Origin of the sequence: Coralliovum pocilloporae (genome assembly GCF_030845175.1) — a bacterium.
Taxonomy (GTDB): Bacteria; Pseudomonadota; Alphaproteobacteria; order Rhizobiales; family Cohaesibacteraceae; genus Coralliovum; species Coralliovum pocilloporae.
In genome coordinates this window covers 359,626-381,786 of sequence record NZ_CP132542.1, presented here as the reverse complement: position 1 = coordinate 381,786, position 22,161 = coordinate 359,626, and the positions used below count along the sequence as shown (strand labels likewise).

Here is a 22,161-nt window from a genome sequence, read left to right as displayed (position 1 = left end):
TGATCCTAGATCAGCTTCAGACCACGGAAGCTCGCGTGACCATCCTTGCCGACAATAATGTGGTCGTGAACGGTGATGCCAAGCGGCTCTGCGACATCGATGATCTTTTTCGTCATCTGAATATCGGTCCGGGACGGCGTCGGGTCACCGGACGGATGATTGTGCACCAGGATGATGGCCGTGGCTGACAGCTCAAGAGCGCGTTTGACCACTTCACGCGGGTAGACCGGTGTGTGATCGACAGTGCCCGTCTGCTGAACCTCATCTGTGATGAGTGCGTTTTTCTTGTCCAGAAACAGCACGCGAAACTGTTCCTTGTCGGAAAAGGCCATGGCCGTGCGGCAATATTCAATCACCGAAGACCACGAACCAAGCATGGGACGCTTTTTTACCTCGCCCAGCGTAAAGCGTTTGGCTGCGGCTTCCACCAGCTTCAGTTCGGTTACAACCGCATCACCCACTCCACTGACTTCCTTGAGGCGATTGGGAGCCGCAGACAGGACTTCAGAGAAGCTGCCGAACCGGGCTATGAGTTCTTTGGCGAGCGGTTTTGTATCCTGTCGCTTGATAGCCCGGAAGAGAATCAGTTCAAGCAGCTCGTAGTCGGCAAGGGTGTCTGCTCCGGCTTCGTGGAACCGGGCCCGCAGACGATCCCTGTGCCCCATGTAATGGGGTGCGGGAGCCGGTTTATCTTCAAAGCCACTCATGAAGACCGATCATACATAGGGTGGCTTGTTGCGGCCAGATGGTGACTGGGTGAAAATCTGACATCCATCTTCGGTGATCCCGATCATATGCTCGAACTGGGCTGAAAGAGATCGGTCGCGGGTTACGGCGGTCCAGCCATCAGACAGAACCTTTACGTGGGCCCGGCCAAGGTTGATCATCGGCTCGATGGTGAAGACCATCCCGGGGCGCAGCTCCACACCTTCCCCCGGGCGACCATAATGCAGAATGTTCGGTGCATCGTGGAACAGGCGTCCAATGCCGTGGCCACAGAAGTCACGGACAACTGAACAGCGCTCGCCTTCAGCAAAAGTCTGGATTGCAGCACCGATATCACCCGTGGTGTTGCCCGGACGGGCCGCTTCGATGCCGCGCATCAGCGATTCATAGGTCACATCCACCAGACGCTCTGCGGCCCGCTTGGGTGTACCCACCATATACATGCGGCTTGAATCCCCATGCCAGCCATCAACCACATAGGTGACGTCCACATTGATGATATCACCATCCCTGAGGGGCTTTTCATTGGGAATGCCATGGCAGACCACATGATTGATGGATGTACAGCTGGATTTGGTATATCCGCGATAATAGAGCGTCGCCGGAACTGCATCATGTTCCAGGCCGAAGGCATAGACGGCCCGGTCAATCTCTTCAGTGGTGATGCCGGGAACGATCAGATCTGCAAGCTTGTCCAGAACAGTTGCCGTGAGTTGTCCGGCTCGCTGAAGGCCCGCGAAATCATCCTTATTGTAGAGTTTGATTACGCCGTCATTGGCCATCGGCGCTTCTGCGGCATCAATATATCGTACCATCGGCCCTCAGCAGGTCCCTCTGTCTGGCGCGCTGTCTTGGTTCTGTGAGCAAGTGACAGTCAGACGCGCTTGATAGTAAGTGTTTCTGTTCGATTACCCGTAAATTGGCCGTCTGTCATCACTCTTCCAGTTTGACAGAGCGGTTTACCGTGATTTCTTCAGTGGTAATGCCGCAGCCTACCGCGATCATTTCCACACCCGCTTCCCGTGCCGCATCGAAGGCTTCGCCATATTTGGGGTCGATATCGTGCGCCAGTGCCATGCGGTCACAATCGGTTCTCTGTACCAGAAAAACCATCACGGCACGATGACCGTCCCGGACCATATCGGACAGCTCGGCCAGGTGTTTGGCCCCTCTGGCTGTGACGGAATCCGGGAATTCAGCCAACCCTTCTTCCCGGCACAGATGGACATTCTTCACTTCCACATAGGTTTTGCCGCCTTCAGCACCCTCCAGCAGGATATCGATCCGGGAGTTCTTGCCGTATTTCACCTCGCGTTTGAGGCTGTCATAGGTCTTGAGAGCGGGAATGCTGCCGTTTTCAATGGCTTCTGCCACAATGGCATTGGGATGGTTGGTGTTGATGCCGACCATGGCATTCTCCAGCTCGGTCAGCTCCCAGGAATATTTGAGCTTGCGCTTTGGATTGTCCGAGTGAGACAGCCAGACTTTACAGCCCGGATCCTTGAGACCAAGCATGGAGCCCGGATTGGCGCAATGGGCCGTGATGATCTCGCCATCTGTCAGTTCCACATCAGCAAGGAAGCGTTTGTAGCGCTTGAGCAGGGTTCCCTGGATAAGATTCTGGGGCAATTTCATGATCTGTCTCTGCTTGAAGGGGTGATGGCTTGAGTGCCACGGGTAAAGCGGCTAGGACGTAGGTTCATAAATGCGTTGTTAGAACGAGATTTGCAATGTCGAACCCCGCATCAGAATCTGCCGAGTTGGATTTGTCGTCGCCGGTAACAGCGGCTGTTCTGGTTATTGGCGACGAGATTCTCTCCGGCCGTACCAAGGATACCAATACCGGGTTCATCGCAGAGTATCTGACAGCGCTCGGGGTTGACCTGAAAGAGGTCAGGGTTGTTGCAGATGAAATTGATGCAATTGTCTCGGCAGTCAATGCTCTGCGATCCGCTTATACCTATGTCTTTACCACGGGTGGCATTGGACCGACGCATGATGACATAACAGCCGATGCCATGGCTGTCGCGTTCGGTGTTGATCTGCCTCATGACCCCCGCGCTGTTGCCATTCTCGAAGCACGCTATGAGCCCGGCGACCTGAATGAGGCCCGGTTGCGTATGGCCCGTATTCCGGAAGGGGCCGACCTGATTCATAACCCGGTATCCGGTGCTCCGGGATTCCGCATTGGCAATGTGCATGTGATGGCGGGTGTTCCTGCTGTCATGCATGCCATGATGGATGAAATCGCACCAACCCTTGAAACAGGGCGGAAGATGCTGTCTCGTTCCGTTGAAGCTGGCGTTGGTGAAGGATGGATCGGCGGTGAGCTGGGTGCCTTGCAGAAGCAGCATCCGGCTGTCTCAATGGGATCCTATCCTTATTTTGACGGTGAGAAATTCGCCACACAGATTGTTATCAGAAGTCGGGATGAAGACGCGCTGGAGACTGCTGAACAAGCGGTAGAGACCATGGTCGCTTCTATTCGGGCCCGCATCGAAATGGAGAAACAAACATGACTGCAACTGATCGTAAGGTCTTTCCGGTGTCCTGGGACCGGTTCCATCAGGATTCCCGGGCCCTGTCCTGGCGGCTCGCCGGAATTGGCGAATGGAAGGCCATGGTCGCGATTACCCGTGGAGGTCTTGTTCCTGCCGCGATTGTCTGCCGGGAACTGGGTATCCGCACGATTGAGACAGTCTGTATCGCCTCTTACCATGACTATGAGAACCAGGGCTCACTGGATGTGATCAAGGCGATTGATCCGAATGTTATCGGCGTTGAGGGTGGCCAGGGTGAAGGTGTTCTGATCATTGATGACCTTGTTGACACCGGTACAACAGCCAAGGTTGTTCGCGACATGTTGCCAAAGGCCCATTTTGCGACTGTTTATGCAAAGCCCAAGGGGCGGCCATTGGTTGACACCTTCATTACGGAAGTCAGCCAGGACACCTGGATTTATTTCCCGTGGGATATGGGCCTCAGCTTCCAGCCTCCCATTGCAGGCGATGACGCTTAAGAAAAGCCAGGCTATAGAGGGTGTGTTGTGTGTCAGGTGATGCAGCACACCCAAATACGATTGCATCTTGTGTGGGCGAATCCAGTCGCATATTAGTATGTGGTCTTCGCTGAGAATCAGCATCGCGGTCATGGCGGAATTGGTATACGCAACGGACTTAAAATTCGTCGCCTCCGGGCTTGAGGGTTCGAGTCCCTCTGACCGCACCATTATTTCTCTGCTCTTTGTTATAAGCTTAAACAGATCGCTTCTTGAACGGTATTTATCCGGAATAGTTCCTTTTTTCTGTCAGCGCTGTGGCTGAGAGAGGGCCGTAAAAAGCTGGCCAAAGCCCTCGCGAAAATCGGTTTCTCCCAGAAGCTGTAGCGCTTGGAACAGCATGGCCTGATTGGATGTTATGACAGGCTTGCCGGTTGACTGTTCCAGGTGATCGATGATTTCCACTGATCGCATATCGGTGCAGGACAGAACGATGACTTCAGCTTCGTCGCTGTTGGCTTGCATGCCGAGCTCAAGGACCTGTTCGGGCGGCAGGGCACCCTGGCCGAAATTGCCCAGAGCTTCGGGGTAGTCTGCGCGTGACACGGTTTCGATCTCGAACCGGGCCAGGAAACGGATGGCGTCATCGTTGAGTGGGGCAGTATAGGGAGATGCAAAGGCGATCTTTGTTTTGCCGAGCGTCTTCAGGGCATGAACCAGTGCACTGGCTGCTGTTACAGTTTTGGCGCCAATCGTGTTTTCGATATCGCTGGCAAGTTTCCGATCAAAATCAGGCCCGATGGACAGGGTTGCTGATGTGCAGCCGTAGAGAACGACGTCGGGGCGCACGCCTGCGATCAGTTTGAGGGGTTCTGCAATATCGGAATGCCCGAGCCCTAACATCTGTTCGGCATCAGGAACTGCATCTATTTCATAGCCTCCGAGGCGGGCGAAGTGAAAGCTGACACCTTCCGGTCGCATCAGGACGCAGTCGCTTTCCAGATTGGTGTTCGTATATGGAACCAGAACCCCGATGCGATGCGCAGCACGTCCATTCATTTCAGTCATCGTGTTCTGCTCCACTCGTTCAGTCTGGTTGTAACGAACATCATGTCATCCTGCGCCACGATTGTGGCTCTGAGGCAATGCCCCAGCCCGTATCCCTGCATTTGCCGCATCAGAATACCGTTCTTTACGAGATGCCTATTGGCATGGGAGGCTTCAGCGTTGTTCCTGAATTGCAGCAGTACAAAGTTGGTGTGGCTGCTTTTTACCTGGATATCGAGCTCTTGTAGCTGTTCTGAGAACCGGTCTCGCAACTGCGCTGTTATTCTGCATGTTTCAGACATGTAATCCTGATCATGCATCGCTGCTGTGGCTGCAGACTGGCTTGCAATCGACACATTGTTCGGGTTGAGGATTTTTCGAACCTGCTCTGATATGTGTTCGGGGAAGCAGCCCCAACCGACCCGCATGCCTGCAAGGCCATAGCTCTTGGACAATGTCCGCAGGATAATTGTGTTGGTTGTTTCAGAAAGGTCGAACAGACGCTCATCCAGATGGTCGCTGAACTCGCCATAGGCCTCATCAATAATCAGCAGGATATTTTCAGGAAGGGCCTGTCGCAGCTCTCGCAGTTTTGCTGATGAAATGCGTGTTCCTGTTGGGTTTCCAGGGTTGGCCACAAAGACAATTTTTGTTGCTGGTGTGATGCCTCCGATCAAGGCGTCCGTTGAGACGGCCAGATTGATCTCGGGCACTGAGCAGAAGCGGGCATTTGTGAATTGTGTAACAGTCTTGATGAATGCATAGGCGTAGTCGCTTGTGAGTACCTCGTCTCCGGTGCCCAGATAGGCATTAGCAATGGAGGCTATGAGTTCCATCGATCCCGCCCCGCACAGGATGCGATCTTCGGGAAGGCCGTGAACCAGTGAGATTGCAGCACGCAGTTCTGACCAGTCCGGGTCCGGATACGTGGCGCCCGCAGACAGAGCCATATGTGCTGCATCCAGCGCGAGAGGAGAGGGTGCACGCAGACTTTCGTTCTGTGCCATGGAGATCAGGCGCGTACCTTCTGGCGCTTCAAGGTTTGCAAGCTGATAAGAAGCCATTGCCCCGATGTGAGGTTGAGGTAGGGTCATGTGTCCTCCTCCAGAGCAAAACCATAGAGATCCCGGGCATGATCCTTGGAAATCAGACCCTCTCTGAGATCGTGTGCGATCGCCTCAGGAGGACGGTCATTCGGGCTTCCAAAGCCGCCGCCGCCAGGGGTTTCGAAAACAAGGGTTTCGCCAGCGGGAATACGGACTTCCCCCTTTGCCGGTAATGGTCTTCCCTGTTCTCCCAGCCTGATGCTGCCTGTGGCTCCGCTCATGCCGCCCTGTCTGCCGCGGGCTGCAAACCGGGTTCGTTCCACGGACAGGAAGAGCAGGATATCGTCTGCATTTGATGAGCGCATTTCTATGTGCTGACCGAGACCGCCACGGAATTTTCCTGCACCGCCGCTGTCTGTTCGCAATTCCCGTCTGGAGATAATGACAGGTGCCGCGGATTCTGTGGTTTCCACCTGGCTGCCCCAAACCCCACTGGGGAAGGCCGTCGCCGAAAGACCATCTCTTGAGGGGCGGGCACCGGTGCCACCGTTGAAAACCAGTTCTAGTGCGAAGACGCTCTCGCGAGATGCGTCCGGTGTATTGCGGACGGGCAGGTCATACATGCAGGACGCCCCTTCTGCGGGAACGTGATCGGGAAGCGCCTGGGACAGACAGCCATAGACCAGATCAGGCGTCAGTTGGCCTATTGTGTGCCGCATGGCCACCGGCGCGGGGCGCTGAGCGTTCAGGATACAGTTCTCGGGGGCCGTTACTTTGAATGGCTCCAGCGATCCTGCATTGTTGGGAATGTCTGACCCGATAATACAGCGCAGTGCAAATACCGAATAGGCGGTTGCATAATTTATCGGAACATTGATGCCTTTGGCCGAGCAGGGGGCGGTGCCGTCAAAGCTGAGATGAATTTCTTCATCTGAGACTGTCAGGGCCGCATGAAGACTGATTGGCTCCTCGTATCCCTCAATACGCAGGGATGATCGGTAGAGGCCGTTCGGTACTTCGGCAATTGCTCTTCGGGTTCCGGACAGAGAGGTTTGGATGATGTAATCCGCCAGAGGCTTCAGGTCATCGAGCCTGAATTCACCCATCATGTCGATGAGCCGCCGGGCTCCTGTTTCGCAGCAGGCGATCAGGGCGTATATGTCTCCCTCATTGGCCACAGGCTCGCGGGAGTTTGCCTTGACGATGTCAAGCAGGAGGCTGTTGATCTGCCCTTGATCAACCAGCTTACAGGGCGGAATACAGAGGCCTTCGTCATAAATATCGGATCCTTCCGGCCCCATACCCTGACCGCCAAGATCGACCAGGTGAGAGGTGCATGAGGTGAAACCGACAATCTGCTTGTCCTTGAAAACCGGCATAAGCAGCAGGAAATCATTGAGATGGCCGGAGGCGATCCATGGATCGTTCGTCATGTAGATGTCGCCGGGTTTCATGCTCTGAAGTGAAAACTGCTGCAGCAGCAGTTTTACGGCTTCGGCCATGGTGTTGATGTGTCCGGGTGTGCCGGTCACCGCCTGCGCCAGCATGCGGCCGTCACAGTCAAAGATACCCGCTGAGATATCGCCGCATTCACGTACGATCGGGCTGAAGGCTGCCCGGATAAGAGCCTGACCCTGTTCTTCGACCACCGCAAGCAATCTGTTCCAGAGCACTTGCAAGCGCATGGGAGACAAGCTGGTCATGATGTGTCCTTTCGTGACAGAACAAGATTGCCGAGGCTGTCCACTGAAGCGGCGAAATCAGCGCTTACCAGAGTCGTGGTCTGTGTTTCCTGGATCAGGGCAGGACCACAAATCACAGTTCCTGCAGTAAGGTCTTTGCGCTTGTAGATGCTGGCATGCACATCTTCGCCGGTGACATCGCATAATATCCTGCGTGTGGCCGGAGGTTTGACCTCTGTTACAGAGTGGTCTTTGGCGGTCTCTGCAGCGTATTCATGAAATGTTGAGAGCTTCAGTCCCCAGTTGAGGATTTCGATAGCCATATCCGGCACGGCACGGGTGAACTGACGGCAATATTCTTCCTCAAAGGCCGTTTTCAGTGTTTCCGAGTCTCTGTTTTCCAGCGGGCGGTCTGGCAGTGGAATCTCCAACTCATGACCTTGTCCGTGATATCGCATGAAGGCGATGCGTTTGCGTATGAGCGGCTGGTTCTGAGCCGCCTCTGTGACGACGGTTCTGGCGTCCGCTTCCATATCAGCGAGCAAGGTATTCACATCTGCTGCCGTAAAACTCTCCAGCAAGGTATAGCGGCTGCGGACAATTTCATAAGATATTGGCGCGAAGAGAAACCCGACTGCCGAGCCGACGCCAGGTTCAGGGGGAACCAGAATGCGTGATACACCAGCGCGCTTTGCCACCCGTGTGGCATGCAAGGGTCCGTTACCGCCAAAGGCGATCATGACCCGTTCACCCAGATCCTTGCCGGTTTCAACAGCGTGCATTCTTGCCGCGCTGGCCATGCTGTCATCAACGATCTCGCTGATCCCGGCAGCCGTTCTGATCTCGTCCGTGGCAAGTTTGTGCCCGACCTCATTGTCAATGGCGTTGCGGCTTCTGGTTTCATCGAGGGTGATATGTCCGTCTGCGAAGGAGGCTGGGTCAAGATAACCAAGAACAAGGTCGGCGTCTGTTACTGTTGGATGTGTGCCTCCCCGGTCAAAGGCGGCTGGCCCTGGCTCACTTCCTGCGCTTTTGGGGCCGACCTGCAATCTCCCGAGCCGGTCAACGCTGGCGATTGAACCGCCGCCAGCTCCGATTTCGATCATGTCCAGCACCGGGATCCGAACCGGCATGCCGCTGCCTTTCACAAATCGTTCGGCCCGGGAAATCTCGAAATGTCGCGTTGACTGAGGTTCATAATTGTCGATCAGGCACAGCTTTGCCGTTGTTCCCCCCATGTCGAAAGACAGGACTTTATCGGCTGATATGTCCCTTGCGACCTGGGCTGCGAGTATGGCACCGCCTGCCGGGCCTGACTCAACCAGTCGGATTGGATAGGCAGCCGCTGTCTTGAGGGTCGTCATGCCGCCGCTTGCGGTCATCATGAGGATCGGGCAGGTGATGCCGAGGGCGTGTATCCGCTGTTCGAAGTCTGACAGATAAGCTGACATCATCGGCTGCACATATGCGTTTGCGATTGTTGTGCAGAGCCGGTCAAATTCGCGGGCTTCAGGGCTTACTTTGCTGGAGCGGGAAATGGCAATGTCCGGCAGCCGTATCCTCAGCTCTTCCGCTAACCGGCGTTCATGGTCAGGGTTTGCGTAGGAGTGCAGCAGGCAGATTGCAACGGCTTCTGTCCCGGCTGCTTCAAGTTCCACAACCAGATTCTCGATGCCGTTGTCATCCAGTGGAGCCAGCTCCTTGCCCATGAAATCAACGCGACCGCCAATCGTAAAACTCCGGGAGCGTGGAACGATCAGGTCAGGCTTGCTGATGTTGATATCGTATTGGCTGTAACGGCGTTCATAGGCGATTTCCAGAATGTCCCGAAAACCATGGGTCGTGATCGTCGATACCTTGGAACCGCACCGCTCTATCAGGGCATTGGTCGCAAGTGTGGTGCCGTGAATGAACAGCCCGATATCCGCAGGGCTGTACCCAGATACACCCAGGACATGGTGGATGCCCGTGAGGGCTCCTTCTGTCGGGTCGGCGGGTGTGGTCGGGTTTTTCGTTGAAGCCAGAACCTGCTGGTTAGAGTCAACCAGTACAGTATCTGTAAATGTGCCGCCTATATCGATGGCGAGACGCAATTGCTGGGATGTAAGCATGGGAAGGCCGGAGACTGGCGTTGCCTGCCATAAAACTGGCAATTAAGGGTGACTGATTTTCAAACAACGCAGACTAGACGACGAGATCACATCCCGTGGCCCGGCGGTCATAGCGTTTGAAGCATACCCTGACTGGCATTTGTTCCAATCCCTGTTCAACTTTCAGTCTTTCAGCAATTCAGGAAAAGTCAATATACGGAATCTCAATCCGATTCAGTGGAGCTGTTGTTATGCTATGAGGTCTTCGTTGTTCTGTGTGGAGCCTGTATCCGAAAAGACCTCTTCGTATAATATCTAACCAGTAACGGGTTTGCGGCACTGTAACGGGAGGTCGAGAGATGCGACGTGAAATTCTTCAGGGGTCTGTGTTTGAAGAACAGATCGGATATGCACGGGCTGTGGTACATGGAAACATGGTGTTTGTGTCCGGGACGACCGGCTATGACTATGCGGCGCAGACGATTTCGGACGATGTTGTCGAGCAGACGAAACAATGTCTGAAGAATATCGAATGGGCGTTGAATGAAGCGGATGCCGCCATGCATCAGGTGGTGCGGGTGCACTATATTCTGCCGGATGCTGATGATTTTCCGAAATGCCACTCCACCTTGCGTGATGCCTTTGGTGGCAGCAAACCGGCAGCGACCATGTTCAGCGCCGGGCTGGCTGATCCGAAAATGAAGATTGAGATTGAAGTGACTGCAATCAAGGATTAGGACCACTCCTTTCAAAGGAGTCAGTTGCACTATGGTCGAGATACGGGGACTTATTCACCAAGTGGGGCTTATTCACCGGGTGGGACTGGGCCGCCTTGCGGTTCTTGCAGCTGTCATTCTTCAGGCTCTGGGCAAGATTGCCTTTGGCACATGGCTGACGGATGTCTCATCACCAGCCTTTGTCTTTGTCAGCTTTTCATTGACGGCTCTGGTTTTTCTCATTCGGTCTTCATCCGGTCAGGGAGAACGGGACTGGCTTGCTCTTTTGGGGCTTAATCTCGCGACCGCTTTAACATTTCTCTGTTTTTTCTTTGCCTTAAAGCTTATTGAGCCTGCCATCGTCGGCGCAATCGAGATTGGTGTCGGGCCAATGCTGGCCCTGCTGATTGCGTTTGTCGTTGCCGGTCAGAAACCGGCTCTTGTCCAGGTCATTGTCAGCCTGGGAATTGGTCTTGGGTGCGTCTTCCTGGGGCTGTCGGCACTGTCCGGAGAAGGTTATGCTCTCTCTGGCACCCATGCGTGGATTGGGCTTGTGGCAAGTGTCCTTGCCGGTATCGGAGCGGTTCTGATTACCATCTTGTCCAAGCGGTTGATCGGCAGGGGGTGGTCGTTTGGCGCGGTCCTCGCGCATCGGTTCTATGTGATTATCCCGCTATCCCTGATTCTTGCGCTGGTTGATGGTGACCCGTTCGGCGCGATTACACTGGAACTATGGGGAATCATTCTGGGCGTTTCAGTTGTTGGCGTTCTGCTGCCGCTTTATCTCCTGCAGGTCGGGGTTGGACGCTGCGATCCCTATACGCTGATGGTCACCATGTCGGCTTTGCCGGTCGTGACTTTTCTGCTGGAAGGACTGTCTCCGGTCTACAGCTGGACCTGGCTGACGGCCAGTGGCCTCGTCGTTGTCATGCTGTTTATCGGACTGGATATTCTGAGCAACAGGGAGAGCGCCTGACTTGTCTGATGATGATGAACAGCATCTGCGATTTCTCGTTCGAACGCTTGACTGTTTTCAATCGTTTCAGAGACGCGCGTTTTCCATCAGCCGTCTGGGCGGGCTGACCAATCGGGTTTATCGCCTTGATTTTGGCTCCCAAGTGTTTGTCTTGCGTCTGTCCGGGGGCGGGACTGATGCGTTTATCAATCGCAGTGCAGAGTGTCATAATTTGAAAAGAGCGGCAGCGCTGGGCCTGGCACCGCAGGTGACCTATTGCGATCCGGAAGGCGGCATCCTTGTCTTGCCCTTCCTGGATCATGCTGAGAGTTCGAACCCGGGATATCTCGGGCGGATAGCCTCCGGTCTGATGCAGCTTCACAATAATGGAGAGGCTTTTGAGGGCTTGCTTGATCCGTTCAAGGCATTGGCTCTCTATCAGACCATGGTGTCTGATGCTGAACTGCTTGTCACCTACGATATGGTGATCAGGCAGATCGAAGCGCTCAAGAACCGATGGCAGGATGCCAGGCCGCAGTCTTGTCCCTGTCATGGAGATCTGGTTGCAGGCAATATCATCGATGATGGCGCAGCTGTCCGGTTTATTGACTGGGAGTATTCCGGCATGAGCGATCCGGCATTCGACCTTGCCTATCTTATCTGTGAGACCGGGCTTTCTTCCGAAGACGAGGCAGTTCTTAAGACGGCTTATGTGCCTCTTGTCGGAGACCAAACGTTCTGGCAACGGGTATCCTGCCTGAAGCCTGTCTGTGATGGATTGTCTGCGCTCTGGGCCGGGGTAAGGGCTCTTGAAGAGCCGGGGAACAATGCGTTTCAGCGAATGCTGGAAGATCGGATGAACCGGGCATATGATCGCCTTGAGACCTGCTGACTGTGATCATATTCTCGTGAGATGCTTTGACCGTTCCAGCTCTGTGAACACAGTGTTTTTCCAGATAAGGTCTAGTGTTCGAAGCACATAGCCACATATCAGGTAAGACGTTCAGGTTTGTGACGTGGTGTATGATCAGGGGGACGATCATGAACAGAAAGCTTGCGAGGGCAATATGGCGGATATGATGGCAGAAGCCTTGCGGCCTGTATTGCTTGTGACAGACGGGCATGCGTCGTCTGATGGCGATGGTGTCAAGCTACGCCGTTATATCGGCACGCCGGATCTTGATATGATTGATCCGTTTCTCATGCTCGACTGGTTCCATTCCGATGAGCCGAACGATTATATCGGCGGCTTTCCCGATCATCCCCATCGCGGATTTGAGACGGTCACCTATATGCAGGCGGGCAAAGTTCGCCACTGGGACAACCAGGGCCATAGCGGCGTTGTTGAGCCGGGTGGCGTTCAGTGGATGACAGCGGCATCCGGAGTGATCCATTCTGAAATGCCGGAGCAGGATAACGGCCTTCTGTCAGGCTTCCAGCTCTGGATCAATCTGCCGGCAATCAACAAGATGGACGAGCCTGGCTATCAGGAATTCGACAATGAACTGATTCCCATTGAAGCCCGGCCCGAGCAGGGCGTTACGGTCAAAGTGATTGCTGGAGATACGGACGCGGGTACCTCGGCTGCGGTTCAGGATATTGCCACCAATCCGATCTACTGGGATGTGCATATGCATGCGGATTCCGTGTTTGAAGACTGTATTGATGTACGGAACAACGCTTTTATTTTCGTCCATGAAGGCGCTGTGGAGGTGATTTCCCGTGGGGCTGAGCCTGTAAGGGTGAGGACGAGCCAACTGGGCGTTTTGGGAGCGGGAAACAAGTTGAAAATCAGAGCGCTGACAGATGCCAAGGTTCTTGTTGCAGCTGCGATGCCGCTGAATGAGCCGGTGGCGCGTGGCGGCCCCTTTGTTATGAACACACGTGCTGAGATTCTGCAGGCCTTTGAAGACTATCGGGAAGGTCGGTTCTAGGGTCAGCGATGAGTTTTGACCTCAGTCGCCTCTAGCGATCGTAGCGCCAGCCATAGATCCAGTCGAAGCGTGCCAGGAGCCTGTCTTCGGGCATCATTCTTAAAGTCATGTCCCGGGCTACGGCTGCCGGGCCTGACAGGTGGTAGATTGTCCGGTTCTTGTTTGCTTCCTTGACCAGACTGACAACCCGATGGGCACGTTTCTGTTCGAACGTCTGCAAGGCCGCAGGGGTGTCGGTGTCTTCATTGAGGCATCGTGCCAGAACAGCTGAATCTTCGATTGCCATCGCCGCGCCCTGAGCCATGAAGGGCAGGGTGGCATGTGCTGCATCTCCGACCAGAACAGCAAGTCCTTTTGCGGCCCGCCCCGTTGGCTTTGGAGCGCAAAGAGCCCATTTGGTCCAGTCCGGAACGGCCTTCAGCAAGGACAGTGGTGTGTCATGCCAGCTTGCCAGGGCTGACAGCAGGTCTGCGCCGTTGGCTTCTGCCGACCAGGTCTCTTCCTGCCATTTGTCCGGAATATTGACGATAATGTTGAAATGGGTGCCAGCGTTCACCGGGTAATGGACCATGTGCCCTTTGCCTGACAGCCAGGCTGAGGTAGCGGTGCGCGATATGCCGTTTGGAACAGCATCCATCGGAATGAGCGCCCGCCATGCTGTCATGCCGCTATATTGTGCCTGAGGGAGATGAAAGAGCTCTGTTCTCAGCTTTGACCAGACACCATCGGCGACAACCAGCATGTCCGCTGACTGTTGGTCTTCGCAAGAGCCATCTGCAATTCGGACAGAAACACCATCTTCCCTGAGCGTTGCGTCTGCTATGACGCAACCGGTCCGCAAGGATAGTGTCGGGAGCGATCGAGCAGCATTCAGAAGGATTGAATGTAGGTCGGCACGATGGATAACCAGATAAGGCGCACCATATCGGGTGCGGGATGTATTGACGGGGACGTGGGCGAGGAGGCGAGCGGTCTCTGCGCGTCTTATCTCAACCCCATCCGGTTCAACACCATGGGCCAGCAGGACGTCGGACAGTCCCCAGTCTGCAAGGATATGAAAGGCATTGGCTGAGAGCTGCAGGCCTGCGCCAAATTCCTGAAACTCAGAGGCGCGTTCCAGAACGGTGACCTGCCATCCTGACCGGGCGAGAGCGATGGCGGCACAAAGCCCGCCGATGCCACCACCCGAGATAATGGCAGATGCCATGGCCTTATCGGCATTCTGCAGGGAAGGCACGATTACTCGGCTGCATCCAGGACGAGCAGGCTGCCGTCAGGGCGGCTGTCCCGGGCATCCAGTTCGGCATTGTAGCGGTAGAGCGTTGAGCAATACGGGCAGAGGATTTCTTCGTCTGCGCCCATGTCGAGAAAGATATGAGGGTGGTCATAGGGTGGTGTTGCGCCACAACACTTGAATTCCTTGACGCCGATCTCAATCATATCGACACCCTTGTCGTTCTGAAAATGTGGAATGATCGAATCCGCCATGACCAGATGCCCTTTCTGCAAGTCTGCAGCGGACCATACTCTTCAGACGCTACGAGTTAAAGTGCCAATCCGTCGCGCCTTTGGCCCGGTTCCAGTGAAACTGCGAAAATGAACCCTCAGGGACTTCAAAAGCCGGTGGAAATGAGTCATTTTGGATTCACTGACATCTTCCTTTTACGTCAAGGTTAAGGATTCCGCATGCCTGACTTCCTGTCCGATGGATACCGTCTTGCCTATTCTGATGAAGGGCAGGGGGAGCCAATTCTGCTAATCCACGGCTTTGCCTCGAACCGTCATGTAAACTGGCAGTATACGGGCTGGGTGGATACGCTTTTAAAGACGGGGCGGAGGGTCATCAGCATTGACAATCGCGGTCATGGAGAAAGTGAAAAAATCCATGACCCTGCAGCCTATCCGTCTCCTGCCATGGCGGAAGATGCACGACGTCTGCTTGACCATCTCGATATCGCACAAGCGGATGTCATGGGATATTCCATGGGCGCACGTATCTCGGCCTTCCTGTCGCTCAAATATCCTGAGCGGGTTCGTTCTGTGGTGTTTGGCGGTCTTGGCATGGGTATGGTCCATGGCGTTGGTGCGCCTACTCCGATTGTGGAGGCGCTGGAAGCCGACAGTCTTGATCAGGTAAAAAACCAGACGGGTCGCTCTTTCCGCCAGTTTGCTGAACAGACCGGCAGCGATCTTCGCTCCCTGGCAGCCTGCATGCGGGCGTCACGTCAGAAAATCAGTGCAGAGGAAATCAGCGGCCTTTCGGTTCCCTGTCTGATTGCGGTTGGCACACGGGATGCGATTTCCGGCTCAGGACATGACCTGGGCGCTCTCATCGAGGGGGCTGAGGTTCTGGATATTCCGGACAGAGATCACATGCTGGCAGTTGGCGACAGGGTCTACAAAGCTGGTGTCGTTGACTTCCTTGCGAGGGTCAGCAGCACGTGACGGATGAACCTGAAGCCATATGGTTTTCCGGTGTGGCCCGCAATCGCGTTGCCGGTTCGGTCTGGCCAGCAGCCGGGGACAGCTCCGGGGTCGCTCTTCTTCTTCACGGTGGCGGGCAGACACGGCATGCGTGGACTGGCACTGCCAGATGTCTTTCAAACGCTGGCATAACCTGTGTTGCGATTGACCATCGTGGCCACGGTGAAAGCGACTGGGTCTCTTCTGCTAACTACAGTTTCTTCGACTTTGCTGACGATGTTGCTGCTGTTGCTGCTGACATGACCGAGCGCTTTGGAACGCGTCCTTTGTCCATTGGCGCCAGTCTTGGCGGGCTTTCAACTCTGCTTGCGGAGGACAAGGCCGGGCATGGGCTCTTTTCCGGCATTGTGCTGGTGGATGTGGTGCCATGGCTTGATCCTCGCGGTGTCGCTCAGATTACAGGTTTCATGCGGCAGCATGTGGAGCTTGGCTTTGCCTCTCTTGAGGATGCTGCAGAAGCTATTCACGGCTATCTGCCCCAGAGGGCCAGACCTCAATCTCTTGATGGTCTCAGAAAGAACCTGAGGCTGGGCAAAGATGGCCGGTACAGATGGCATTGGGACCCGCGTTTCCTGGATGGCCCGAGACCTGTTTCAACAGATGCTGCTCTCGTGGAAGAGGCGCTCGTTCGGGCTGCCAGCAGTGTCACGTGTCCTCTTATGCTGGTGCGCGGGCAGCGGTCGGAACTGGTGTCAGAAGAGCTGGCCCAGCGGTTCCGCACGCTTGTGCCTCACGCCCATTACCGGGATATAGCAGGGGCCGGGCATATGGTTGCCGGTGATCGAAATGATCGGTTTACGGATGCTATTGTCGAATTTCTTGTTTGAATTCTTTTTTTGATTCAAGGTCTTGTGCGTGTTTGTTTTGAACTTGAATCACTACGTTAAGAAGCTGATTCAAGTCTTTGCCCGGTTTGGGAAAGAGAGATTGCGGATTTTTCCCTTTTTCAGAAAAGCTGATTGATATCGATTCATATGACAGGATTGAAATGGCCCCAGAATCAGGATCTGTCGCGGAGTCCTGAACTTCTGAATCAGATTCAAAGTCCGGGCAGATTGATTCATCTCGTCATAGTAAGTGCGTGTTGCCTATGTCTTTTCTGCCCTGCTTGAGGTGTTGTCTTAAAGCTCGCGCAGCAATGAGTCTTGACACTAATGTCCGGTAAAAACGGGGTGTCGCTTGTTGAGGAAGGCTGTCCGGCCCTCGGCAAAATCAGCGCTGTTGAAACAGGTGTCTGCCAGTGTGTTAGCGCGCTGCTGTTCTGTCTCTGTAGCGCCGGGCAGAGCGGCATCAATGGCGGCTTTTGCGGCCTGCAGAGTGAGCGGCGCATTGCGTGCGATGGTCTCAGCCAGTTTGGCCGTTGAGGACTCCAGATCCTCATCTGATGTGAGACTGTTGATCAAGCCAATAGCGGATGCTCGTTCTGCATTGATGGGGGTTGCGGCGAAGAAAAGGGCTTTTGCTTCTGCCGGGCCGACGAGCGCGACAATATCACGTACGGCAGAGGGCGGATAAGCCAGGCCGAGTTTTGCGGCGGGGATGCCGAACAGGGAGCCGTGAGCGGCAATCCTGAGATCGCATGAGATGGCCAGCCCCAGACCCCCGCCTAGGCAGTGGCCGCGTATCATGGCTATGGTTGGCCGCTTGCACTGACGCAGGGCATTGAACGCATCGATATTGGACTTTTCATAGTGTTTGGCGTCTTCTGCATTGGACCGCAGTGTTTCGAACTCGGAGATGTCGGCTCCGGCGACAAAGGTGTCGTCACCACTGCCCCTCAGGATGATAGCTCGGGTCTCATCGCGCCTCTCAGCTTCGTGGACAAGATCGGGCAAGGCTGTCCACATGGCGAGGCTCAGGGCATTCCGGCGGGCCGGGTTGTTGATGGTGATTGTTGATACCGGACCATCATGGGACAGAAGCAGGTGCTGTTCGGTCATGTCTTCACGCTCGTTCTGATCGAGGAGGTTTGTAAACTCTGTTCTGACAAAGCCGGTTCTGGCATTTCGGTCAATTGGTCCGAAGTGATAAATTGTGCTAAGAACCCTTTCAGATGCAGTATGCGTATCCTATGTAAACCGGATATCGGTTTTGGAGGTGTTCCTCATGACGGACTCAATGAGACAATCAAATGCACAATCCGGCCTTGCCGGGAACTGTGATCCGGTCTGGGCCGCGATCCGTGAAGATGCTGAGAATGTGGTTCGTTGCGACCCCGCTATGGGCAGCTTTCTCTATACGACAATTCTCAATCATGACACGCTTGAAGCAGCGGTCAGTCAGAGAATTGCCGACCGACTGGACCATCCATCCATGGATGGGGATCTGATCCGACAGGCCTATTCTGATGCGTTTGACAGTGATCCTCAGCTGAAGGATTTGTTGCGGGCTGATATCGGTGCGGTCATTGACCGTGATCCGGTCTGTGACCGTATGATCGAGCCGATCCTGTATTTCAAAGGCTTCCATGCCATTCAGGCACACAGGCTGGCCAATTGGCTCTGGCACCAAGGGCGCCGGGATTTCGCGCTCTATGTTCAAAGCCGGGCATCTGAGGTGTTTCAGGTTGATATCCACCCGATGGTGCCGGTTGGCAAGGGTGTGTTTATTGACCACGGAACGGGCATCGTTGTCGGCAGTACGGCTGTTATTGAAGATGATGTATCCATCCTCCAGAATGTTACGCTTGGCGGGACCGGCAAGACCGGTGGAGACAGGCATCCGAAAATCCGCCGGGGCGTTCTGATTGGTGCGGGCGCCAAGATTCTTGGCAATATCGAGATCGGTTCCTGCTCACGGGTTGCTGCCGGTTCGGTTGTCCTGAAGCCAGTTCCATCAGAGACCACGGTGGCTGGTGTGCCTGCCCGTGTCGTCGGACAGGCGGGCTGCTCTGAACCATCCCGCTCGATGGATCACACTCTTGCGGATGATTGATTGACAGATTGATCTTGGGGGTTTTCCCCGAGCAAAAACAGAACCGGACTTTACAGAGGCGGCGTGATGGTGCATCACGCCGCCTGATCCGTGACTAGTCACTATGACAGGAGAACTGCCGTGAACCGCGCTGAGCTGGGAAAACTTGAAAATTATCTCAAAAAGACATTCGGAAATGCCGAAATCACTGTTCGTCAACGCCCGAAGAAAGATGACTCAGCAGAAGTTTATATCGGCGAAGAGTTTATCGGCATCCTGTATCGGGATGATGAGGATGAGGATGATCTGTCCTACAATTTCTCCATGGCCATTCTGGACTACGATCTCGAAGACTGAGCAATAAGACTCCTTCAGACAGTGAAGAAGCGCCTTTGTGGCGCTTTTTTTGTGTCCGATGATTGAGAGGTTTTACTGTGCCGGGTCTCTGGTCATGAAAATGTCGATCAGGCCGGTCAGGCGGCGGTCCAGTTCCTGCCAGTTTTTGAGAAGGGCGGGTCTGAACTGGATCAGCATCGTCAAATCCTCGTTCAGGTGAATTTCCCTCAAGCAGTTTTCAGGCAGAACCACGCGTTTGGGATCAGGACAACGTGCTACAAAGGACGGGCTCGGCTGATCTTTAGGGCCATAGGCGAGTAGTTCACCAGGATATCCCGACCCTGATCTGAATACCCGAAGGTTGAGGCCTTGCACACGGCTTTTGTCGTCTGTTTCCAGAACATACTGATAGGTTGTCTCAAAGCGGGTGTTGCTGTCAGCCCTGGCTCGCCGGGGTTCTATATGCAGATGAATGATGCGCCTGTTCGCTGAGCCGTCAGAGAAGGCTTTTGCATTCTCCGGTTTGCGTCCGGCAAGCGACGGCCACAGAACTTCCATATCAATGCTGTTCTGACTGCTGTCAGGTTTCCGTATCAGCATTGAACGGGGGATGGCGAGCTTCCATTTTTCCAGCCTCATCGAGACCAGTGTTTCAGGAGACTGGAGATAAACCTCTGGTCCTTCCGGCAGCTTGTGCATCTGTTGCCAGGTGTCGAATATCAACATGGCCAGCATGCCGAGCAGGGCCATAAGCAGGATAACAAATGGCCAGCGTCTGGCTGCTGTCGAATCAGGAGGTCTTTCCCTGAACAGAGGCATGGCAGTCGTTCCTATTGAGCCCGACAGGTCGTGCTCACAGACATATATACGGCAAAAGTGCTGTAATCCGTCAGTGTTTCTCCAGTCTGCTTGGATGGTTGTTTCAAATTGTGCCCCTGTATCATTCCGAAACGATCATCCCTGAACATCTCAGTTCTCATAACAATATTCTTCTTGAAAGTAGCGGGAAAAACAAGACTTTGCGCAACCCGGAGCGGAATTGATCCACGATTTTGGACTGGCACCTCATTTGCTTAATAAAGTATTAATAGATCAGGATGCGCCAGATCGAGACAGTTTCGCATGGGGGCGATGATGTATTTTGAGTTGATGTTGGCTTTGTATATCGCTTGCACGGGCTTTGTTGTTGCCGGGTTGCTGGGGTCGTTCTACCAGCTCGTTACATCGGAGCCGGCGGGGTTCCGTTTTGATGGGCCGACCTTGCCGATGACGGCATTGACACTGGTGACGATTTGTATCGGTGGACCGTTTATCATCATGCGCAATGCGATCAGGGGCCGTCGGATTGAGGGGCGGCATATTGGCTGGCTTGCGGCCAGTGCGGGGATTGCTGCAGTCTGGAGCTTCTGCTCGGGTCTGTTTGTTTTGGATTTTGTTTTGGCTTTCCGATGATAGTAACCCCTTACTTTTGAACAGGCCTTGCCTAACGGAGTCTGGCTTATGACGCTCTACATGCTCGATGGGAACAAGCCGGAAATTGTGGATCCGGACCGGTGCTGGGTTGCCGATAATGCCCAGGTTATTGGCAAGGTTCGTCTGGAGCAGGATGCGACTGTCTGGTTTGGAGCCGTGTTGCGTGGTGACAATGAGCTGATTTCAGTGGGTGCGGGCAGCAATGTTCAGGATATGTGTGTTCTTCACACAGACATGGGCTTTCCTCTGACCATCGGCGCTGGATGTACACTCGGCCATTCTGCTATTGTTCATGGCTGTATGATTGGAGAAAATTCTCTGATCGGTATGGGGGCGACCATTCTGAACGGTGTCCGTATTGGCCGTAACTGTATTATCGGAGCGAATGCGCTTATTCCCGAAGGCAAGGAAATTCCGGACAATTCTCTGGTGGTTGGTATGCCGGGGAAAGTTATTCGTGAGCTTGATGATGCGTCTGCCCAGAACAATCGTCGACTTGCCGCACATTATGTCGAAAACGGCCGTCGTTATGCGTCCGGCCTTGTATCTCTGTAGATCTTTCTAAAAAGTAAGCCGGCCCTCGGGGAAGGGCCGGCTTGTGAACCCGGTCTATTTGGGGACGGGGAGTGGGGACGCGACCGGGTTCTTCGGGGTCTCCATTACAAAGCTGGTTTGTCAGCGGATACTCGCGACAATATTGGGTCTTTCATCCAGAATGCGCGTCCATACGCCGCTGTTCCTGGGTGATTGGCGTTTCACATAGCGATAGGGGGTCTTCTCCCATTCCAGAACGCGGTAATCCTGGTTGTCGAGCACATAGTCTCCCTGATCAGTTCTTACGGTCAGCACAGCATGACCGGTATTATCCGTATCGATCACAACCGTGATCAATAGTGCCCCGGATGGCCAGCCGCGTTCCATCAGGATGCGGCGTTTCTGCAGGGCGTAATCTTCGCAATCGCCATAACGTGTCGGATATGTCCAGTATTCCGCCGTCTGGTACAGGTCCTGATCTGTTACAGGGGCTACGCTCTGGTTTACATATTCATTCACGGCAACAAGTTCTCGCCAGGTGGCCTCATTCAGCCGTACAAGGGGTGCTCGTTCTGCCGTTATCTGGCACTCTTTGGGATTGGATCGGCAGAATTGCACATGACCAATTGGTGTGGATGTGACACCCGCCACCTGCATGAACCTCTGATCCGCGGCTTCTGCTGTCCAGATACTGCCTGCCAAGAGACAGAGCGCCGTTGTTAATCTATAGCATGCTTTCAGACTTGATCTGATGTTTTTCATAGTAATCACCGTCCCCGTTATGGTGATTACTATTTCACAATCGTTTTTATAGACGAATAAAAGTATTAATTGGTTTTAATTCAAAGTAATATTGATTTTTATATGTATTTTATTTGGTTTTGAGTCTTGTTTGTTTCTAATTTTAATCAAATGATGTGCTTCGGCACTGATGTTGCGAAAAGCCTTTTAAAATCAAGAAGAACAGCAATTGTCAGTCACAGGCTGGAGGGCAAGCCTGACTGGCGACATTTTGCCTGAGTCCGCAGATTCAACTAGATTACAGGTAAGTACAGCCTGTCAAAAAAAATGCAGATATGCTGTTTTTTTCCGGTTTAACCAGAAAATAGGGTTCCTGTGTTGTACGGAATCCCGAGCGACCTCGGATTTTAGGATAGGTTTGGTGCAGTCAACCTGTTCAGTATTTGGTAGCAAGGTGCAGCTTCGCGTTGCTAAAGCTGGTTGATA

The 22,161-nt window shown here is 54.1% G+C and carries 24 protein-coding genes and 1 tRNA gene; 13 read left to right on the top strand and 12 right to left on the bottom strand.

What is annotated here, in order from left to right; translation table 11 throughout:
* Positions 1 to 5 precede the first annotated feature (5 nt).
* The 3 genes from radC to sfsA form a co-directional block, all read right to left on the bottom strand.
* A complete protein-coding gene (gene radC, locus RA157_RS01880; protein ID WP_350334788.1) occupies positions 6 to 707 on the bottom strand; it encodes a RadC family protein in 702 nt (233 codons plus the stop codon).
* 9 nt (positions 708 to 716) lie between these two features.
* Positions 717 to 1,541, bottom strand: coding sequence for a type I methionyl aminopeptidase (gene map / locus RA157_RS01875; RefSeq protein ID WP_350334787.1), 825 nt, complete (start codon positions 1,539 to 1,541; stop codon positions 717 to 719).
* A gap of 118 nt (positions 1,542 to 1,659) precedes the next feature.
* A complete protein-coding gene (gene sfsA / locus RA157_RS01870) occupies positions 1,660 to 2,361 on the bottom strand; it encodes a DNA/RNA nuclease SfsA (protein WP_350334786.1) in 702 nt (233 codons plus the stop codon).
* Between the two features lie 95 nt (positions 2,362 to 2,456).
* Here sfsA and RA157_RS01865 point away from each other — a divergent pair, with 95 nt between their 5' ends.
* The 3 genes from RA157_RS01865 (at position 2,457) to RA157_RS01855 (ending at position 3,954) form a co-directional block, all read left to right on the top strand.
* Positions 2,457 to 3,245 carry a competence/damage-inducible protein A gene (locus tag RA157_RS01865; RefSeq protein ID WP_350334785.1) on the top strand — a complete coding sequence of 263 codons (789 nt, stop codon included), beginning with the start codon at positions 2,457 to 2,459 and terminating at the stop codon, positions 3,243 to 3,245.
* Entirely contained in the window at positions 3,242 to 3,745 is a 504-nt protein-coding gene (gene gpt / locus RA157_RS01860) for a xanthine phosphoribosyltransferase (protein ID WP_350334784.1), read from the top strand. Before RA157_RS01865 ends, gpt begins: the two co-directional genes overlap by 4 nt.
* Before the next feature lie 124 nt (positions 3,746 to 3,869).
* Positions 3,870 to 3,954 (top strand) — tRNA-Leu (locus RA157_RS01855).
* Between the two features lie 79 nt (positions 3,955 to 4,033).
* Here RA157_RS01855 and RA157_RS01850 read toward each other — a convergent pair.
* Genes RA157_RS01850 through RA157_RS01835 form a run of 4 tightly spaced genes read right to left on the bottom strand, consistent with a single transcriptional unit; the run spans position 4,034 to position 9,610 of the window.
* Positions 4,034 to 4,792: a maleate cis-trans isomerase family protein gene (locus tag RA157_RS01850; RefSeq protein WP_350334783.1), complete on the bottom strand. Its 759-nt coding sequence runs from the start codon at positions 4,790 to 4,792 to the stop codon at positions 4,034 to 4,036.
* Entirely contained in the window at positions 4,789 to 5,865 is a 1,077-nt protein-coding gene (locus RA157_RS01845; protein ID WP_350334782.1) for a pyridoxal phosphate-dependent aminotransferase, read from the bottom strand. Before RA157_RS01845 ends, RA157_RS01850 begins: the two co-directional genes overlap by 4 nt.
* Positions 5,862 to 7,520, bottom strand: a complete 1,659-nt coding sequence (locus RA157_RS01840) for a hydantoinase B/oxoprolinase family protein (RefSeq protein ID WP_350334781.1) — start codon at positions 7,518 to 7,520, stop codon at positions 5,862 to 5,864. Before RA157_RS01840 ends, RA157_RS01845 begins: the two co-directional genes overlap by 4 nt.
* Positions 7,517 to 9,610, bottom strand: coding sequence for a hydantoinase/oxoprolinase family protein (locus tag RA157_RS01835; protein ID WP_350334780.1), 2,094 nt, complete (start codon positions 9,608 to 9,610; stop codon positions 7,517 to 7,519). The genes RA157_RS01840 and RA157_RS01835 overlap by 4 nt, the downstream gene beginning before the upstream one ends.
* Before the next feature lie 338 nt (positions 9,611 to 9,948).
* Here RA157_RS01835 and RA157_RS01830 point away from each other — a divergent pair, with 338 nt between their 5' ends.
* From RA157_RS01830 to RA157_RS01815, 4 genes are all read left to right on the top strand, one after another.
* The gene (locus tag RA157_RS01830) at positions 9,949 to 10,326 is read left to right on the top strand and encodes a RidA family protein (RefSeq protein ID WP_350334779.1); all 378 of its coding nucleotides are present in this window, start codon (positions 9,949 to 9,951) and stop codon (positions 10,324 to 10,326) included.
* Positions 10,327 to 10,357: 31 nt separating this feature from the next.
* Positions 10,358 to 11,281, top strand: coding sequence for an EamA family transporter (locus tag RA157_RS01825; RefSeq protein WP_350334778.1), 924 nt, complete (start codon positions 10,358 to 10,360; stop codon positions 11,279 to 11,281).
* Position 11,282: 1 nt separating this feature from the next.
* Positions 11,283 to 12,152 carry a phosphotransferase gene (locus RA157_RS01820; protein ID WP_350334777.1) on the top strand — a complete coding sequence of 290 codons (870 nt, stop codon included), beginning with the start codon at positions 11,283 to 11,285 and terminating at the stop codon, positions 12,150 to 12,152.
* 175 nt (positions 12,153 to 12,327) lie between these two features.
* Positions 12,328 to 13,194: a pirin family protein gene (locus RA157_RS01815; protein WP_350334776.1), complete on the top strand. Its 867-nt coding sequence runs from the start codon at positions 12,328 to 12,330 to the stop codon at positions 13,192 to 13,194.
* 31 nt (positions 13,195 to 13,225) lie between these two features.
* Here the strand turns inward: RA157_RS01815 and RA157_RS01810 are convergent, their stop codons facing one another.
* Both RA157_RS01810 and RA157_RS01805 read right to left on the bottom strand, forming a co-directional pair.
* On the bottom strand, positions 13,226 to 14,431 hold the full coding sequence (locus tag RA157_RS01810; RefSeq protein WP_350334775.1) for an FAD-dependent monooxygenase: 1,206 nt from the start codon (positions 14,429 to 14,431) through the stop codon (positions 13,226 to 13,228).
* 2 nt (positions 14,432 to 14,433) lie between these two features.
* Entirely contained in the window at positions 14,434 to 14,682 is a 249-nt protein-coding gene (locus tag RA157_RS01805; RefSeq protein ID WP_350334774.1) for a zinc-finger domain-containing protein, read from the bottom strand.
* Between the two features lie 198 nt (positions 14,683 to 14,880).
* Between RA157_RS01805 and RA157_RS01800 the strand changes: the two genes are divergently transcribed.
* Positions 14,881 to 15,639 (top strand): alpha/beta fold hydrolase, encoded by a 759-nt coding sequence (locus RA157_RS01800; protein WP_350334773.1) that lies wholly within the window; start codon positions 14,881 to 14,883, stop codon positions 15,637 to 15,639.
* Positions 15,636 to 16,505: an alpha/beta hydrolase gene (locus tag RA157_RS01795; protein ID WP_350334772.1), complete on the top strand. Its 870-nt coding sequence runs from the start codon at positions 15,636 to 15,638 to the stop codon at positions 16,503 to 16,505. The genes RA157_RS01800 and RA157_RS01795 overlap by 4 nt, the downstream gene beginning before the upstream one ends.
* A 324-nt stretch (positions 16,506 to 16,829) precedes the next feature.
* Here RA157_RS01795 and RA157_RS01790 read toward each other — a convergent pair whose 3' ends face one another.
* Positions 16,830 to 17,618 carry an enoyl-CoA hydratase gene (locus tag RA157_RS01790; protein ID WP_350334771.1) on the bottom strand — a complete coding sequence of 263 codons (789 nt, stop codon included), beginning with the start codon at positions 17,616 to 17,618 and terminating at the stop codon, positions 16,830 to 16,832.
* 166 nt (positions 17,619 to 17,784) lie between these two features.
* On the opposite strand from RA157_RS01790, the gene cysE reads away from it, so the two are divergent.
* Both cysE and RA157_RS01780 read left to right on the top strand, forming a co-directional pair.
* The gene (gene cysE / locus RA157_RS01785) at positions 17,785 to 18,612 is read left to right on the top strand and encodes a serine O-acetyltransferase (RefSeq protein WP_350334770.1); all 828 of its coding nucleotides are present in this window, start codon (positions 17,785 to 17,787) and stop codon (positions 18,610 to 18,612) included.
* Positions 18,613 to 18,732: 120 nt separating this feature from the next.
* Positions 18,733 to 18,948, top strand: coding sequence for a DUF3126 family protein (locus RA157_RS01780; RefSeq protein ID WP_350334769.1), 216 nt, complete (start codon positions 18,733 to 18,735; stop codon positions 18,946 to 18,948).
* Between the two features lie 72 nt (positions 18,949 to 19,020).
* Here RA157_RS01780 and RA157_RS01775 read toward each other — a convergent pair whose 3' ends face one another.
* A complete protein-coding gene (locus RA157_RS01775) occupies positions 19,021 to 19,746 on the bottom strand; it encodes a hypothetical protein (RefSeq protein ID WP_350334768.1) in 726 nt (241 codons plus the stop codon).
* A 303-nt stretch (positions 19,747 to 20,049) separates the two neighbouring features.
* Between RA157_RS01775 and RA157_RS01770 the strand changes: the two genes are divergently transcribed.
* Together RA157_RS01770 and RA157_RS01765 are read left to right on the top strand one after the other, a co-directional pair.
* Positions 20,050 to 20,379, top strand: a complete 330-nt coding sequence (locus RA157_RS01770) for a DUF6949 family protein (protein ID WP_350334767.1) — start codon at positions 20,050 to 20,052, stop codon at positions 20,377 to 20,379.
* A gap of 48 nt (positions 20,380 to 20,427) precedes the next feature.
* On the top strand, positions 20,428 to 20,955 hold the full coding sequence (locus tag RA157_RS01765) for a gamma carbonic anhydrase family protein (RefSeq protein ID WP_350334766.1): 528 nt from the start codon (positions 20,428 to 20,430) through the stop codon (positions 20,953 to 20,955).
* A 120-nt stretch (positions 20,956 to 21,075) separates the two neighbouring features.
* Here RA157_RS01765 and RA157_RS01760 read toward each other — a convergent pair whose 3' ends face one another.
* Entirely contained in the window at positions 21,076 to 21,636 is a 561-nt protein-coding gene (locus tag RA157_RS01760; RefSeq protein ID WP_350334765.1) for a transglutaminase-like cysteine peptidase, read from the bottom strand.
* Between the last annotated feature and the right edge of the window lie 525 nt (positions 21,637 to 22,161).